This window comes from Psychrobacter sp. UBA6739 (genome assembly GCF_002453835.1).
In the GTDB taxonomy this organism is placed as follows: Bacteria; Pseudomonadota; Gammaproteobacteria; order Pseudomonadales; family Moraxellaceae; genus Psychrobacter; species Psychrobacter immobilis_A.
The window spans coordinates 64,277-81,353 of sequence record NZ_DKHR01000018.1 but is presented as its reverse complement, the minus strand read 5'-3'; the positions used below and the strand labels follow the sequence as shown (position 1 = coordinate 81,353).

Sequence of the window (17,077 nt, the reverse complement as noted above, 5' to 3'; positions counted from 1 at the left end):
TAAAAGAGGGCTGTAGCGCATCGTCTGAAAAATGTTATATATGTAGAATGATCCAAATAAATAAGAACAAACGAATTTAATGCTATTAAAAAGCTTAAAATAATTGCTTTAGTATAGCATCAATTATCGTTGCAAATAGAACGCGCCAGTGAATTACCTTTCAATAGGTCAGTTTACAGTATGAATGTAAAATATCCTTTTAGTGCATTGTTTTTACATGTTAAATCTATGTGTCAACTTCTATCTATTAATGTCATCATCTAGTAAGCTTATGCAGAGAAAGTTGTAAGTAAAGATTACAACATATCGTTATATCCTTGTCGTATTTTACGGCATAATAAGCCGTGATAATCGCTTAATATTTATCTTGTGTTAGTCAAAACTATCGTCCGTAAGTATGTTACGGTATGCTACGATTTGATGCTCTCAAAGCAGGTTTGCTGGCACTGATTGTTTACACCCCTCGCTAATGAATACCGCTAATGGACAGGGTCTTTTTATGGGCACCGTCTGTGAGTTGATATTCATCACACATTTATAAACTTGCCAGCAAGGTCGCGATAGATCTTCGCTGTCTGCTCTTGGTTTATACGCTATGATTGAAAATTGGACAAAAGAATTTATTATTCAGCGCTTATTGGCTATTACTCTGTTGGTGGTGCTGTTCGTACTGTGTTTTCAAGTGGTACAGTTTTTTATTGTACCCGCATTATGGGCGGCGATTTTAGCGTATGTTACCTTTCCTATTTATAACTTTTTTTACGAAAAAGTAAAGCTGAGTCCTAATTTTAGCGCTGCTATTATGACGGTGAGTATCTCCTTAATGATAGGTGTGCCACTGGTTATCGGTATTTTTATTCTACAGCAAGAAGCCTTGAGCCTAATCAGTAACTTGATTTATCGTATAAAAGTGGGCTATTTAGATGTGCCTGATTCTATCAAAGATATGCCTATCATCGGTCAGCAAGTGAAAGATGTGCTGTGGAGAATCAATAAAAACCCAGAAGGGACGTTAGAGGCGTTTCGTATTTGGGTACAGTCACATTTATATTATGGCAAAGTAGCATTTGATGTGGTGTTTAGCGGTCTTGCCAAGTTAGGTATGGCGCTGATGACGTTGTTTTTCTTTTATCGTGATGGTACCAGTTTGGTGCGTCAAATTCGCCAAGCACTGCGTAATATCATTGGTAATCGCATCGATGGCTATATTGATTCTGTGGGTACGACCACGCGTGCGGTGGTTTATGGCATTGGTTTGACGGCATTGGCACAAGCACTGCTCGCAGGTGTGGGTTACTACTTCGCTGGTGCACCAAGTCCTATCTTACTCACTATCGTAACCTTTATTATCGCCCTGATTCCGTTTGGCACGCCATTTGTCTGGGGTGGTGTATCCATTTGGTTGTTAAGCCAAGGTCATACTGTAGAAGGGATTGGCTTGGCACTATGGGGCACTTTGGTTATCAGCTGGGTTGACAATCTCATCCGTCCTATTGTGATTAGTGGCGCGACCAAAATCCCTTTTATTATTATTTTTATTGGTGTATTGGGTGGTCTAACGGCTTTTGGCTTTGTTGGTTTGTTTATCGGTCCTGTGGTGCTAGCCATCGGATTGGCGGTATGGCGAGAATGGATATCGCAGCATAAAAATGAGATATTTGCTCCGCAGGATTTGGTGTTGTCTGATAACCAAACGTTGCCACCAGTCAATGAATCAGAGTAGAGGCACGTAGAGGCACATAGTCATGTTAAATAAGGATACTGCAAACGCTATGCAAAATAGAGCGAATTCTATTGACAGCATTACTATCGTGGCCGATAGCAATATCGCGAGCTTGGATGCGTTTTTTAATGCTTCGATGCTTGGACAGGTATCTGAGCAGACGGTCAATATAATCACCGTCGCTGGACGCGATATCAATGCGCAGTTGCTCGCAGAATTACAACCTGATGTGCTGTTGATACGCTCGGTGACGCCAGTAGGCGAGGCATTGCTAGCCAATAATAACAGCGTAAAATTTGTCGGTTCGGCGACTATCGGTACCGATCATGTCGATCAAGACTATTTAGCGGCGCGAAATATCACTTTCGCCAATGCGGCTGGATGTAGCAAGCATTCTGTTGCGCAGTATGTCTTGACGGCGATTTTGACGTTGCGTCCGCACTATTGGCAGCAATCCACGAAGCCATTAACATTGGGCATCATCGGACTTGGTAATATTGGTAGTACGCTCGCTCAGTATGCCAATGATTTAGGCTGGCAAGTACTAGGCTATGATCCATTACTGCCTGCATCAAATACGAATAATGCCAGCCTTGAGCAAGTGCTTAGCCAAAGCGATGTAGTGAGCTTACATGTGCCTTTAACCGATAAAAAAGATACTACAAACCCTAGTGGCAGTGATTATCCAACAAAGCATTTGATTGACGCAACTACGCTGGCAGTGATGCCTGCGCATACTTTGCTGATTAACAGCGCGCGCGGATCAGTCATTAATGCGCGTGATTTAGAAGCAGATATTGAGCGCACAGATCGCCAAGTAGTGCTCGATGTGTTTGAATTTGAACCAGAGATTTCTGAGAGTTTATTGTCCAAACTGGCTATCGCCACTCCTCATATCGCAGGCTATACGGTCGAAGGTAAGCTGCGTGGTACGCAAATTATCTATGACGCGCTCTGTGAAAAATTGGCAGTGGCACCTGTTCAGTCCATGCATAGTTTACTGCCGCTCAATACTTACCTCTGGTCTGAGCTAAAAGCACATCCAGACAGATTACAGAAGTTTTACGATATCATGCACGATGATGCTGCACTAAGAAGCAAGCTGGCTGACGGTCAAATAAAGGGTGCTGACTTTGATCAGTTACGCCGAGATTATCACTTACGCCGCGAATGGCAGTGGTAAAAGTTAGGCAGCCTTCAACCCTAAAGTAGCATCTGAGAACTTATTCTTATCCTTAAATTGCAGTAAATAATAATGACCCAAGCAAGTAATTCTTCTTCAAAACCCAGCTATGCGCCGACCATGACATTGGCAATGGCTCAGCAGCGTGCGCAATTGATGAGCACCGTTCGTCAGTTTTTCGCCACGCATCAAGTGCTTGAAGTGCAAACACCGCTACTATCGCAGGCTGGCAATACTGATACTTTCTTACAATCAGTCGCCGCGCAAGTGACGTATCAAGATAAACCTTGTACTTATTATCTGCATACTTCACCTGAGTTTGCCATGAAGCGTTTACTTGCCAGCTGGCAAGTGCCTATATATCAAATTTGCTCCGTATTTCGAGATAATGAAATAGGCGTACGCCATAATATCGAATTTACCATGCTTGAGTGGTATCAGCCGAATTATAGTCTGGATGATATGGCGGCTGAATTAGGTGAATTATTAGCGGCGCTTTATGGGCATTCAGTGGTGATGAGTCATTACCGCTATGTTGATGCGTTTATGGATTTTGTCGGCATACATCCGCTGACAGCTAGCCTTGATGCCCTGCAAGCAGTAGCAGAAGATAAGGGTTTGACAGGTTTTGATTTCAATAGTGATTTGGATAACACAGAAGATGGCGAAGCAGATATTCGTCAAAGCTGGCTGGATTTGCTGTTTAGTCATGCGGTCGAGCCAAACTTGGGTCACGACTTACCGACCTTGATTATAGAATATCCACCTGCCACGGCGGCACTGGCAAAAACAGCGGTTGATAAAGAGGGCAATACAGTCGCTAAACGTTTCGAGCTGTATATCAATGGCATCGAGATTGCCAACGCTTATGATGAGCTAGCAGATGGACAAGCGTTAAGAGAACGGTTTGAGCGAGACAATCAACTGCGTAAGCGTCATAACCTACCACAAATGCCAATCGATGAGCATTTATTAGCAGCGTCTGATGCTTTAATACCCTGTAGCGGTATCGCCGTTGGTATCGATAGATTACTTATGGTAATCACAGGCGCGAATAGCTTAGAAGATGTGATTTCTTTTCCAAGCGGTTTGGCCTAGTCGATTATTGAGAGACTTAATATAGTTGCCACTTATTTATTTGACAAGCCTATTAGAAAAAAGCGAGTAACCCATTAGGCTTACTCGCTTTTTTCGTTTTAATCGCTGTAAAGTTGATTCTTATAATTTTGCAATCGCTTCATCAATCGCAGTCTCACCGTTATGCATACTAAACACTTTCTTGATGGTATTATTGGCATTTAAGACGGCTGCCAAAGTAGTCGCCACATCGGCAATTGAGTTTTCACCAGCATTATCAACGTTGACAGTGATTTTACCAGTTGCTTCGCGCTCTTTTAGTGCCCCTGCTTGAACGATAGTGTAGTTAAGGCTACTGTTATTAATCAACCACTGATCCGCATAGTGTTTGCAAATATAGTATTCTTTTAGGTCAGCAATACCAGCATTGTCCCATTTACTGGTGTCTAACGAAAAGACGGTGCTAAGCATAATATAGCGCTTAATGCCTTTGTCCTCTGCGGCTTGCATGGTTTTGACCGCCCCATGTAAATCCACTTCTAAGACGTCTTTACCGCCAGACCCTGCAACGAAATAGACAGCGTCAATGTCTTGATCAATTTGCTTTTGTATAGCCTCTTTTTCGGCAGTGATATCTAAATCGAGTTGGCTATAATTGTCATCGGTAAACAGTTTTTCTTCTTGGCGTGTCGTGCCAACAACTTGATGGTTATCCACTAATAATTGCTTAACTAAATCCGTTCCCACTCGACCACTTGCCCCAATTACTAAAATTTTCATTGTCATTCCTATTCTTATGTACGTTATCGTTGTTATAAAAACTGACTATAGCGTATCAAGAAAAAAAGGCACACTTCGTTATGAAGCGTGCCGATTGCATAGTGTTTGGTTATGGCGTGTATACAGTTTGCAAAGTGGATAAGATCAAAAAATCAAAGACAAAGCGGGTGAAAACTAGCGTACCAACTTGTTTAATCCATCAGCAAAAGCTTTTTTATCACGATCGCCATAAGATTTTTGACCACTCATTTCTTGTAGCTCGAGCACGCCAGTACCGCGCATGGTATCCATAAAATCACGCATATTGAGCTTTTGCTTGATATTATTTTTGTCATAGATCATTCCGCGAGAGGTCAAGACCATACCACCTTTGTCCAAAATATCATTAGCCAAAGGAATGTCGCTAGTAATAGCCAGATCGCCTGGCTGTATTTTCTCAACGATATAATCATCGGCTTTATCAAACCCTGATGGCACCACTGTCATGACAAGCAGTGGTGACTTACGCAGTTTGATCGGCTGATTGGCGACGAATATTGCCATGGTTTGTGTGCGTTCAGCGGTTTTGATAATCAAATCTTTGGCAATCAATGGTACCGAATCGGCATCTACCCAAATCTGCATTATTTCTTAACCTTTTCTGTTTTTGCCGTAGCGTCGATAGCCTGAGTTGTTTGGCTGTCATCGATATTGACTTCTATACTCTCTAAAATATTGTCATTGTTATTGTCAGTAGTGATTAGACTATCTGCCGCTTTTGGCTGGCTATCAATCGCAGATGGTTTTTTCTCAAGTCCCATTTTATTGGGTAGCGTCGCGACGAGCTTGGCCAAAGCAGGTTCTAAGTCGGCAACATCATTGGGCATCAAGGTAATATGCGCAATTTTGCGGTCATCGCGTTCTGCTTTGTGGTAGCTATGATAGTGTGCGCCATCGATATTTAGTACGTCGCTGATATCTGGATATTGTTCCAAGACATTGAGCATAATCGCTGGATGCACGTTGTCGGTATCACCTAATGGCAGATTGACGACGGCGCGGATGTGGTTTTCGAACTGGCTAGTGACAGCGCCTTCAATGCTCCAATGTCCTGAATTATGCACACGCGGCGCAATTTCATTAGCGAGTAGCATGTCATGGCCACGCGCATCTTTGGTCACAAAGAGCTCAAGTGCCATCACACCAACATAGTCTAAGTGGTTCATGATCTTGGTGATGGCATCGGTTGCTTGTTTGAATAAATGACTGGTGCCAACGGCAGGCGCTTGGGTCTTGGCTAAAATACCATTATGATGATGGTTTTCGACCAAATCGTAGCAACGAACCTGACCATTTTGTGCGCGTGCGGCGATAATAGAAAGCTCGCGGCTAAAGTTAATAAAACCTTCTGCAATCAAAGGTGCAGGCGTTGGCGTTAGTGAGCCCTTACCCGTAACTGCATCTTTAAGATTTTGCCATGCCGCCTTGATATCACTGTCTTGTCTAATCACGAACTGACCTTTGCCATCATAACCGCCACGGCTGGTTTTTAGGACGATAGGCAGTCCTAATTCATGACAGGCTTGCTGCAAATCCGCTTCAGAGTTGACAGCCATAAAGGGCACGGTAGCAATATCAAGTGAATTGAACATTTGCTTTTCTTTCAAGCGGTCTTGAGCGATATCAAGCGCAATCAATGGCGGAAACATACCTTGTTTGTTACCTGATTTTGACAGATCAGTCAGCTGTTCAACTGTCGCCGTCGGTGTGTTTTCAAACTCTAAGGTGAAAACATCTGCTGCTGCGATGAAGTCTTCCAATTGATCGCTATGAAAGACGCGACCGTATAGGCTAGCAGGGCAGTCAGCGCTGTCTTCTAAAAACACACATTGGTAGCCAAGTGGCATCGCTGCTTCGGCAAGCATCATACCAAGCTGACCACCGCCTAAAATACCGATGGTACGAATGGTTTGGGTAACAGGGTAAGCGTTCGCTGTAGTCATGGCAGGCTCTTTGAGTTAAAAATGAATAATATTTTGGGTGTAATAAAAGGTAAAAAGTCATCTATTAAAATAGGAAAAGGTGCATTACATGCACCTTGTATTAAGTAAAACCCATCTAAAAATAAATATCAAGTAAATAGCCGCTATGTCTCAATAAAGGGATTCAAGAACCGCTATCAAAGACAGGTAATTAGCTATGGATAATGCCGGGCGTTGGGCTAGCAAGGATAGTATCAGTTTGCATTTGGCGCAGATTGTCCAGCTTAGCCGCAATGGTCTCATCATGCAGCGCTAACACTTGAATCGCAAGCAGGGCAGCATTGTAAGCGCCTGCTGAGCCAATCGCTAATGTGCCAACTGCGACGCCTTTAGGCATCTGTACGATAGACAAGAGACTATCCCAACCGCTGAGCATAGAAGATTTTACAGGAACACCAAACACAGGTAACGGCGTTTGACTGGCACACATGCCAGGCAGATGAGCAGCACCACCAGCACCAGCGATGATAACTTGTAGACCGTTATCTTTTGCGCTTTTTGCATAGTCAAACAATCTATCAGGGGTACGGTGTGCTGAAACCACTTCACAATCAAAAGCGATATCAAAGTCTGCGAGCAATTGCGCTGCCGCACTCATAGTTGCCCAATCAGATTGTGATCCCATAATAATGCCAACTTTCGGCTGACCAGCAGGGGAGGAGATAGGGCTGTTTTGATCCATCGTGTTAACAGTAGCTGTTGTGGTGCTCATGCTTTGATATCCTCAAAAAGACCATCATACAAAAGTTTTGTTGCCTTCGTAAAGCCAAGTTTGATTTTTAATAAGAAAGCGGGGGCAATAGTACCAATTTTATGGATTGGGGTTTACCGTTTTATCATGGCGATATTGGAGAAAGTTACTGGCTTTTAGTGGCAATGGTTGCTCAGTATTGAGCTGATAACAAGTCAGATATCCGCTGTCTACCGCCGCTGAATAATCAGTACAGGCAACTTGTGAACTCAGTGGCTCAGGCGTGCCAGTTAACCAATAATGACCGACAAATACCGCTTTATCCGTTTTCAGGGCGAAATCAATATTTTCAGCCAACACCTCTTTTGGAATCTGCGCCAATGCTGATGCAGGCGCACGCGCCACCTCATAAAGACGGCGTTTATTCAGCCCGTCAAGCCACCAGCATACTCGCACACGCTTGCGCTCAGTGCCTTCTTTATCGACCATGACCATGCCGTCAGGTAATGCTGTTTCTACACCTTTTAACACCCGCTCTAGCGCGTCAAATGGCGCCGTATTTTCTTTGGCAGTGGCGACTAGCCCGTGCGGCGTTAAACAGTTATCGTCAGTCAATAGCGGCTGCAATACCGCCATACTATCGACATCCCAGCAGGCATGAACAAAACAAGCGTCGTCTGTTTCAATCCATAAAGGCAGCTCATATAACCGATTAAGCCAATATTGATGACGCTCTGAGCCAAAAGCTATTTCGGCTAAAAATGCCGCATGTTGGCGTATATGTATGTCATTGTGCGAGCGCAGATATTGGCTGGAGTTATCAGGGTCAAGTGTGGCAAAGGCGAGGGCATTATATTCATGATTACCCATTATCGCATCTGCCACGTTAGCATCTAACATGGCAAAAACAATCTCTAAGGTAGCCAATTGCTGTGGTCCTCGGTCAATCAAGTCGCCGATAAATAACACCCGATGCCCTGCTGGCGGTACAAAGTACGTGCCATTATGAACGTAACCTAGCTGCTCTAATAAGCCAATTAACTTGTCTGCGTAGCCATGAATATCACCGATAACATCTATCATCATAATAATTATCAAATTCTTAAATAGTTTGTTGAGTATAAGTTTGTGCAAAACATAACGCGACGTTAATCATCGCTTAATTACTTAAACTGTCATCATAACCCAAGTGCTCATTTCAATTTTTATCATTGAGCTTCATTAATAAACTTCATTACTAAATTTAAAGCCCAGGTGATAATAGCGCATTGATAAAATGCGGTAGGACTTGCGGTTCTAAAATAATCGTGGCAATAACCCCAAACGCGCCGCCCCACATATGCGCCATATGATTGATATTAGAGCCGCCCCGTTTGTCTGCATAGATACTATAAGCGATATAAGCGACGGCGAATAATATCGCAGGTATAGGAATAATCGCGAATAGGTAGATTTTTTCCCACGGTGCCAGCAAAATAAAAGCAAACAATACGGCTGATACACCGCCTGACGCGCCAAGGCTTAAATAGCTCGCATTATTTTTATTCTTGAGGTAGCTTGGAATCATCGCAATGATAATGGCCAATACGTAAAAGACCACAAAACCATAACCAAATAAGAACGGCTGATACAGTCCTTCAATAGCACGACCAAAAAAGTATAAAGTAAACATATTAAAGAGCAGGTGCATGCTATCGGCATGAATAAAGCCATGCGTGACAAAACGGTCCCACTGCCCATTATTTACCGCTGGCGGATAAAAAATAAGCCGATTAAATACTGTTTTGTTTTGCCATGCCACTAAGCTGACAATAACCGTGATAATAATAATAAGGGTCGTATGATTGAACAAAGGAAAATCCTTAGGCTGCGCCTGATATGTGACAAGGTGATGAATAACAATGTTCAAAGCCTACGCATTATGGCTGAGTGCAAACTAAATAGGACTGACAAGCAATTATTAAGCATGAGCTATTTATAATAAAGTAATACTAACAGTAGTTATGACAATGCAAAAACTTATTATGTGACAAAATAGTGCATTTATATGCTTTTATAGTGAATAATATAGCAGGCTGTCAGGCAAATTGAGTAATGCTTCGTATCTTGACGGTAATGGCGGGTTAAATGAGAGCGGTATCTAAGAATGCAGATGCTAACGACAAGTAAAATAAACGTTTCATGCGTTGGTAAATTTAAAATAAAGGCCGAAAGAGGCAGTAATCTATGAGTATTATCGACCAATTAGAAAAGACCGTAACGCCAGCTGTCATAGGTGAGCGCAATAGTCAGGATAGTGTGGCTTACATCAGCTTATTGGAGCAGTTTTATGCCATCTTGGCATCGCGTCTCGCCTTGCCGCAAGTGTATGCACAATTTATCCGCGCCGAGCAAGGGATGGTTGATAGAGTCACAGAAAGTCCACTGTTCGAACAACTGTGGCAAGATAAAAGCATACAGCAGCTTATGATCCGAGAGCTGTCTGCTACCCATCATATTGATGAGTCTGCTACGTTACAGCTGCTCATCAATGCCGCGCCACTGGCTTATCGTGAGCTGACAGTATTGGCAAACGGACAGTTTTTGCCAGCGTTTTTGCAGGGAGAGCAGGCAGCATTGCGTCAGTATTTACCGATGTGGTCAGCAGCTATTATTACTGCTCCTCAAAACGTCAATAGCGCATCAGAAGCACACCCACACATCGTCGCGGATATTGATAGCGTACCAGTGCGTGACACCTCTTTGGATGGACGACAAAATTCTCATATAGGTACCAGTACGATCGCCGCAGCGACAGCCGCTTATAGACAAAATGCTGATACAGCAGATAAAAAAGATATTGGAAATACTGATGTAGAAAGTATGAAGATAGGCGATACCGATGGCCATTTTAGTGCTCATACTGGTGCCATTCATGCCAATCCATCCACGCATCATTTGGCAGAAAATAGCAGTATGAAGCAAGAAAAAGTGCGTACTCGCAATCAACGTAATGATTTACTGGTACGGGTGGGTTTATTAATAGTAGCCATTGCCGCGATAGGGCTTGCTGCTTGGGCAATATTAATTAGACCGAACAACGCGCCGCCTGTAGAAGCCGCTGCGACAGTGCCTGTTGTGGTAGCACCAACGCCTGCACCAGTAGCGCAGGTAATGACTCCCATTGAGCTCATCGTTGGCGTAGATAACAGCGGTAGTCTGTATGCCTGTAGCGCTACCATTGGCGATGCAGCGCTACAAAGCACCTTGCAACAAGCGCTCAATACCAGCTTTGGTGAGCAAGCGAGTATTTGCGAATTAACAGTACAGGCTGGAGTTGCCAGTAGTATTGCCAATTTACCTGAGGAAGTACTGCCCAATGTCTTGACGATGATTAGGTCTACGCCATTTGCACGCCTACATTTGCAGAATGATCGCCTTATGTTAGAAGCGCCAGACAGTATGCTCTTGCAACGACTGGTTACGGATATGCGTACTTTGATACCTGCCATGGTCATCGATAGTACTGCACCATTACCATTGCCTGAAAATAACGATGCCAATGCAATGAATAATACGAATAATCAGTTTGAGAATGAGGGAGCTGCCAACAATCAGTATGCTAATGACTATAACAACGGTGGGTCTGGAGAGTTCCAAGCAGCAGATGATGATACAGGCGATCGTATCGTACCTAATCCTGTACCCAACAATTATAGTAACAATACCAACAATACTCCCAGTAACATTCCTAACAATATCCCTAACAATACACCGATGAATAACAGACCGTCAGGTTCTATTTCAGAATCGGAGGTAGATGATATGGCAAGCACACTCATCATCGCTGAACCTGCACAAGTAAGGAATAAATGATTGGATAATAGAGGTGTTTAAAGATTGTTTAATCATTTATCCATTGAAATAAGTTATCAAGTAAGGATGGCGGTATAAGTTGCTTATACCGCCATTTTTTCTGTTGATACCCAGTTGGAATTATGTAAAAGACCACAAAGTATCTGAAAAAAGGATGTATTTTCTCCATTTATACATAAGTTTTACTGATTCTTTTATGGGTTCTCACTGAGCTAATGATTGGTTATTTGCCATGTTTTTGGTTACGTGTGACACTTGAAATATTACCTAACGTATCATTTGTACAACAACCTGTTGATTGTTAACACTGACTTAATACTTTTATAATGATGAAAATTGAACAGGGTTAAGATGGTTTTAGCTGTCATGGTTCTTATTTCAAATCATTATTTTATCTGGCGTTTTTTGAATATTTTAATTATATAAATCGATACTAATATAGGCATTAATAGGAGAATTGTATTATGGATATTATCAGTCATTTGACGCGTACCGTTAGCCCAGCCGTGCTGGAAGATGATCATAGTCCCGCTAAAAAGGGGCTGCTTGAACAGTTCTACGCTATTTTTGCGGCTCGCTTAGCGGATAACGATACTTATAATCGTTTTGCAAATGAAAATATCACTCGTGACGACCAAGGGTTTTATGACCGTGTATGGAGCGATGATTCGCAACGTGATCGAATCGCTCGTGAGCTGGCAGGCAAGCATAATGTCGATGCAACGTCTTCGCGCGGACTGATAGCGATGGCAGCGCCACTGGCTTTTCACGAAATCAAAAGCTTGGCAGGTACCACACCAGTGCCGCAGTTTTTAAATGATAATCTCGATAGTTATCAGCGTTATATCCCTGCGTGGGCAAGCGCCGTTCTGCCAGTCGGTATGTTGGCAGCGACGCCTGCTGCTGGCGCACGTATCTCTGATACGGTGAGCACCGCTCCATTGCAACGCGAAGAAGAGCAGCAAGGCAGCTTTATGAAAGCATTGCTCCCCATTATTGGCTTGATTATTTTAGGCGCATTGGCTTGGGCTTTACTTCGTGGTTGCCAAGAGAACCCTGAGCCTGTCGCCACACCGGTGGCTACTGCCCAACAAGCAGCGCAGGGAGAGGGTCAGTTGGCAGTGGCAGGTGATATTGAGCCTGCATCATTGCGCATTGCGACTGGTGAAAATAGTGAGCTGTATGCTTGCCGTATGAATGTGGGCGACGAGACCTTGCAGACCAATGTAATGAATGCGTTAACCAGTGCATTTGGTGAAGAAGCCAATAAATGCCGTGCTGATGTCGATGATAATTTTGCAGTAGATATGCCAGCGGCGGCTCAGCTAGCTACTATCTTACCTATCGTCAAAAATGTACCAAATGCGAGCATGATCATCAAAGGCGATGTGATCACTGTCAATGCGCCTGATGCAGCGGCATTAGATAAGCTAGTGGCTGACTTACAAGCGGCTGTTCCTGCAATGACCATACAAGCCGAAGGGCCATTAGATTTGCAGGGTGAGATTGATAATAGTTTGGCAGCTGCGGATGTTGCTATGACCAATCTTGGTAAAAACCCAGATCCACGTGATGTGGCTCGTGCATTGAGTATTCAGGTTATCAACTTTGAAGTGGATGAGGCGGTCATTCCTGATGTCAATAAAGAGCTGCTTGACCGCGCTGCTAAGATCATCAACGAAGTACCGAATATGAAGCTGACGATTATCGGTCATACTGACAGTCAGGCATCAGATTCTTACAATGTAGAATTGTCTCGTGATCGCGCTGAGGCAGTGAAAGAGTATTTGGTATCTCAAGGTGTTGATGCTAGTAAATTGATGACGAAAGGCATGGGTGAATCAGAACCTATCGCTGATAACTCAACTGAGCAGGGTCGCTTCCGTAATCGCCGTATTGAATTTATAGTCAATGACGAGATGGCCAGTGCAAACGATGGTATGATTATTAGTAATGATGCGCTTGACCCAGACTTAAACCCTCTGGATAGCAATAACGATGACTTATTGCCTGATGGTGATGATGCCACTCAAGGTACGGCAGTAGATCCAGCCAATTAATGCACAGAAAATTGATTGAGTCATTACTAATTTAAAAAACCACATCTTATAAAGGTGCGGTTTTTTATTTTGTTAAGGCTGTTGTTTATAGGTGGCTAATGATAAGTATCTAATGATAAGCGATTACTTATAAGCGGTCGGATCTTTTAATTCAGTAGCGCTGCGAGTCGCTTGTGCCTCAGATTGAGGATTAAAAAAGGTTTGAGTCACGTTTTGCTTTGCCTGTTGCCAATAGTCAAATTGTTGGCAAGTTGATTCTAGATCACCTTCCCATGTTGGTATCTGTCCGCACATTGTTTTAATACGGTTTTGATTGGGATAAGGCAGCTCTTGTGCGGTCTCTGCGGCTTCATGGGCGGCGACGCGATCATTACAAACCAGCGCAATATCACAACCCGCTTCAATCGCGGCTTTCACACGTGCGCTGACATCGCCCGCGGCTTGAGCACCTGCCATACAAAGATCATCAGAGAATAAGACCCCATCAAACTTTAGCTGATCCCGTATGATGTCCTTGAGCCAAATTTTAGAAAAACCTGCTGGCTTATCATCGACTTGCGAAAAAATAACATGGGCAGGCATTAAGGCATCAAGCCACGGTAAGGTTTGGGCAAAAGGCTGCATATCGCTATGCATAATCTCATCTAAGCTACGCGTGTCGATGGCTTCAGCCACATGCGAATCAGGCGCAATGGCACCATGACCGGGGAAATGCTTACCTGTGGTTGCCATGCCAGCGGCTTTCATACCGCGCATAAACTGAGTCGCCAGCGCAATGATCGCTTGCGGCTCTTGATGAAAGCTACGATCTCCGATGACTTGGCTGATGCCATCTCTGTCAAGTACTGGGGCAAAACTGAGATCAATGCCCACGGCCAATACTTCTGTTGCCATTAGATAGCCACAATCGTAAGCACAGCTTAGCGCATGGTTAGGCTCTTGATTGAATAACTCCCCAAGCTTGCCCATGGCAGGTAGTGGGGTAAAGCCATTGCGTAGGCGTGCGACTCGTCCACCTTCTTGGTCGACACCGATTAATATGTCTGGGTTGTGATAACGTATGTCGTCACACAACGCCCGTACTTGTGCCGCATCTGCAACGTTTCGGGCAAATAAAATCACCCCGCCCACTTGTGCCTGTTTGATTAAGCTGACATCTTCTGCTGTCAGTGCGGTACTATCGATATCAATCATTAAAACGCCGTACATTGCGTAATCCTTATGGTGTTATATCTTGTTATATGATCGGTTCAGCTTCAAATAAATAAATGATGATAATTGGCAATGCGCCACTATTATCAAAACTGCTTTATTATGACAGTTATTATTAGATGAGCATAATGTGGCAGATGAATAGACTCAAATCAATTCGCGAGTGGGCATTGAATCGTCAATAAATGACCCAAATAATGATGAACAATAAATGTAATAGAAAGTTTGGTATGTGCAGGCGTAGCGTGTAAGATTGCTTATACAGTTTGAGACAGTTGGATATCTATGTGCATGATAATATTGAGTGATTTTTAACAATATATTAGCAAACAGCAATGGCATTTAGTGACCATAACTATTCAGAAAATAGCATTTTAGAAAGTATCATTGAATACATATTCGATTGATAGTGGTAGATAAATATTTCGTGACTTAAAGATAAAGCATTTATAGGCGGCGACTGATTTAATCACTTTTGATTTTTATAAAACAAATAATATTATTAACGTAAAATAACTAGGTATATATGATGAAAAAACAACCAGCACAGTGGTTACTCAGTGCAGCGTCAGTGGGCATCGCCGGTATTATTCTCACCCAGAGCTACGGGACGGCAATGGCCGACACCAATACTGAAGGCTTTGTACAAACCCCTGAACAAAAAGTCACCACTCGCCAAGTAGCCGCATTGCTGGATCGTAGCCACTATTTAAATCAGCCGCTAGATAGCAAAACGGGCAGCGAAATCTTGTCTATGTATATTGATAGCCTTGACCCAAACCATACGTTGTTTTTGCAGTCTGATGTGGATGAGTTTAAGAAAAAATACGCCGATGAATTCGGTGCTCGCCTCAAGCGTGGCGACTTGTCTGCAGGAGTAGAGGTCTTTGAACGCTATCGCAAGCGCTCAAATGAGTATTTTGCGATGGCGAGCAAGATGCTAAAAACGGATATTGATTTGACGGGTGATGATACGATTGTACTTGACCGTGAAAAACTCAATCATTTTAAAACCAAAAAAGAGCAGCGTGATTATTGGACGCGTCAGCTTAAGTTTCAGCTGATAAGTATTACCTTGGGTCAAGAAGATGAAAAAGCCAAAGAAAAAGTATTCCTAAGCAATCCAGATATTACTCGTGGACAAGATTTGGTGCGCAACGACCAACGTACACCAAGCGAGATTTTACAAAATCGTTTATCGCGACAGCAAGAGCAGTTTAAGCGTCTCACAAACGATGAAATCATGGAAACCATCTTAAATACGGCGATGTTGACTTACGATCCGCACAGTAATTATTACGCACCGATTCAGGCCAACGAATTACAAATCCAATCTAGCCTGCAATTAGAAGGCATTGGCGTCTCTATTCGCCCTGATCGTAAAAACCCAGATTATACTCGCATCGTGACCTTGGTTGATGGTGGTCCAGCAGCCAAATCTGGTCAGATTAAACCCAACGATTTGATTATCGGTATTGCCAAAGATGGCGAGAACATGACAGACGTGGTTGGCTGGTCAACGCGTGAGATTGTGAGCTTGATTCGTGGTAAACGTGGTACGTCAGTGACCATCAAAGTGCGTCAGCCAAATACGCCTGATGCCAGTGCCCGTAACGTGACGGTGGTTCGTGACATTATTCAACAAGAAGAGTCAGGGGTTACCCAGCGCGTGGTAGAATTACAGCGCCCTAATATTGATAAAACGCCAAAACGCATCGGCGTCCTTGAGATACCAAGCTTTTATCTGAATTATCAGGCACGCCGTAACGGTGAGGATTATCGCAGCGTCAGTATCGATACCGAAAAAGCATTGAAAGCGTTGAATAAAGAAAATATTGATGGCCTCGTGGTTGATTTGCGCAATAATCCAGGTGGTTCATTGGATGAAGTAGCAAAAATGCTTGGCTTCTTTATCAAGAGCGGACCGATGGTGCAAATCCGTGACAATCGCGGCAACATTCAGGTCTACCGTGACGATGATGGCGGTGAGCAACTTTATGATGGCAAAGTGGTCGTTATTACCAACCTAGCGTCTGCCTCAGCCAGTGAGATATTTGCCGCGGCTATCCAAGATTACGGTCGTGGTCTAGTGGTTGGCAGTACGACAACGGGTAAAGGTTCAGCGCAGATTCAACTCGATAATTTGGCATTGGGTTCAGCCACTTTAACGCAGCGCAAATTCTATCGCATCACTGGTGGTAGTACACAGAATAAAGGTGTGGTACCTGATGTAGAGTTGGTCAATATCTACGATGATGCCACTTTTGGCGAACGTGCGCAGAAAAAAGCGTTGCCTTGGGATACCATCAAAACGGCGCCTTACAAGCCTGAAGGTAAGTTCACTGATACGACGCTGGCGACACTTAACCAGCAGTCTAAAATTCGTCAAGAGCAAAACCCACAGTTTGTTTATCTCTCAGCGCTAAACAACATTCGCGATATGGAAGACGAGAAAAAACCAATTCCACTTGATAT

13 protein-coding genes are annotated in these 17,077 nt (G+C 43.5%); 6 read left to right on the top strand and 7 right to left on the bottom strand.

Going from position 1 to position 17,077, the window contains the following annotated elements; genetic code table 11:
• Positions 1-595 precede the first annotated feature (595 nt).
• From B2575_RS04425 to epmA, 3 genes are all read left to right on the top strand, one after another.
• The gene (locus B2575_RS04425; RefSeq protein ID WP_296240332.1) at positions 596-1,723 is read left to right on the top strand and encodes an AI-2E family transporter; all 1,128 of its coding nucleotides are present in this window, start codon (positions 596-598) and stop codon (positions 1,721-1,723) included.
• A 70-nt stretch (positions 1,724-1,793) separates the two neighbouring features.
• On the top strand, positions 1,794-2,906 hold the full coding sequence (locus B2575_RS04420; protein ID WP_250163942.1) for a 4-phosphoerythronate dehydrogenase: 1,113 nt from the start codon (positions 1,794-1,796) through the stop codon (positions 2,904-2,906).
• A gap of 72 nt (positions 2,907-2,978) precedes the next feature.
• Positions 2,979-4,004, top strand: coding sequence for an EF-P lysine aminoacylase EpmA (gene epmA / locus B2575_RS04415; RefSeq protein ID WP_250163640.1), 1,026 nt, complete (start codon positions 2,979-2,981; stop codon positions 4,002-4,004).
• A 120-nt stretch (positions 4,005-4,124) separates the two neighbouring features.
• Here the strand turns inward: epmA and B2575_RS04410 are convergent, their stop codons facing one another.
• The 6 genes from B2575_RS04410 to B2575_RS04385 form a co-directional block, all read right to left on the bottom strand.
• The gene (locus B2575_RS04410) at positions 4,125-4,763 is read right to left on the bottom strand and encodes an NAD(P)H-binding protein (RefSeq protein WP_250163641.1); all 639 of its coding nucleotides are present in this window, start codon (positions 4,761-4,763) and stop codon (positions 4,125-4,127) included.
• A gap of 174 nt (positions 4,764-4,937) precedes the next feature.
• Positions 4,938-5,387 (bottom strand): YaiI/YqxD family protein, encoded by a 450-nt coding sequence (locus B2575_RS04405; protein ID WP_250163642.1) that lies wholly within the window; start codon positions 5,385-5,387, stop codon positions 4,938-4,940.
• Positions 5,387-6,745, bottom strand: a complete 1,359-nt coding sequence (locus B2575_RS04400; protein WP_296240330.1) for a 5-(carboxyamino)imidazole ribonucleotide synthase — start codon at positions 6,743-6,745, stop codon at positions 5,387-5,389. The genes B2575_RS04405 and B2575_RS04400 overlap by 1 nt, the downstream gene beginning before the upstream one ends.
• A 190-nt stretch (positions 6,746-6,935) precedes the next feature.
• The gene (gene purE, locus B2575_RS04395) at positions 6,936-7,496 is read right to left on the bottom strand and encodes a 5-(carboxyamino)imidazole ribonucleotide mutase (protein WP_250163643.1); all 561 of its coding nucleotides are present in this window, start codon (positions 7,494-7,496) and stop codon (positions 6,936-6,938) included.
• A gap of 99 nt (positions 7,497-7,595) precedes the next feature.
• Complete coding sequence (locus B2575_RS04390; RefSeq protein WP_296240329.1) at positions 7,596-8,561, bottom strand: metallophosphoesterase; 966 nt, start codon at positions 8,559-8,561, stop codon at positions 7,596-7,598.
• A 157-nt stretch (positions 8,562-8,718) separates the two neighbouring features.
• Positions 8,719-9,327 (bottom strand): rhomboid family intramembrane serine protease, encoded by a 609-nt coding sequence (locus tag B2575_RS04385; RefSeq protein ID WP_198329603.1) that lies wholly within the window; start codon positions 9,325-9,327, stop codon positions 8,719-8,721.
• Between the two features lie 374 nt (positions 9,328-9,701).
• Between B2575_RS04385 and B2575_RS04380 the strand changes: the two genes are divergently transcribed.
• Entirely contained in the window at positions 9,702-11,330 is a 1,629-nt protein-coding gene (locus tag B2575_RS04380) for a hypothetical protein (protein WP_296240326.1), read from the top strand.
• 464 nt (positions 11,331-11,794) lie between these two features.
• Positions 11,795-13,390, top strand: a complete 1,596-nt coding sequence (locus B2575_RS04375; RefSeq protein ID WP_296240323.1) for an OmpA family protein — start codon at positions 11,795-11,797, stop codon at positions 13,388-13,390.
• 123 nt (positions 13,391-13,513) lie between these two features.
• Here the strand turns inward: B2575_RS04375 and nagZ are convergent, their stop codons facing one another.
• Positions 13,514-14,599, bottom strand: coding sequence for a beta-N-acetylhexosaminidase (gene nagZ / locus B2575_RS04370; RefSeq protein ID WP_250163648.1), 1,086 nt, complete (start codon positions 14,597-14,599; stop codon positions 13,514-13,516).
• A gap of 532 nt (positions 14,600-15,131) precedes the next feature.
• Here nagZ and B2575_RS04365 point away from each other — a divergent pair.
• A partial coding sequence (locus B2575_RS04365) for a carboxy terminal-processing peptidase (protein WP_414707417.1) occupies positions 15,132-17,077 on the top strand: 1,946 nt, incomplete at its 3' end.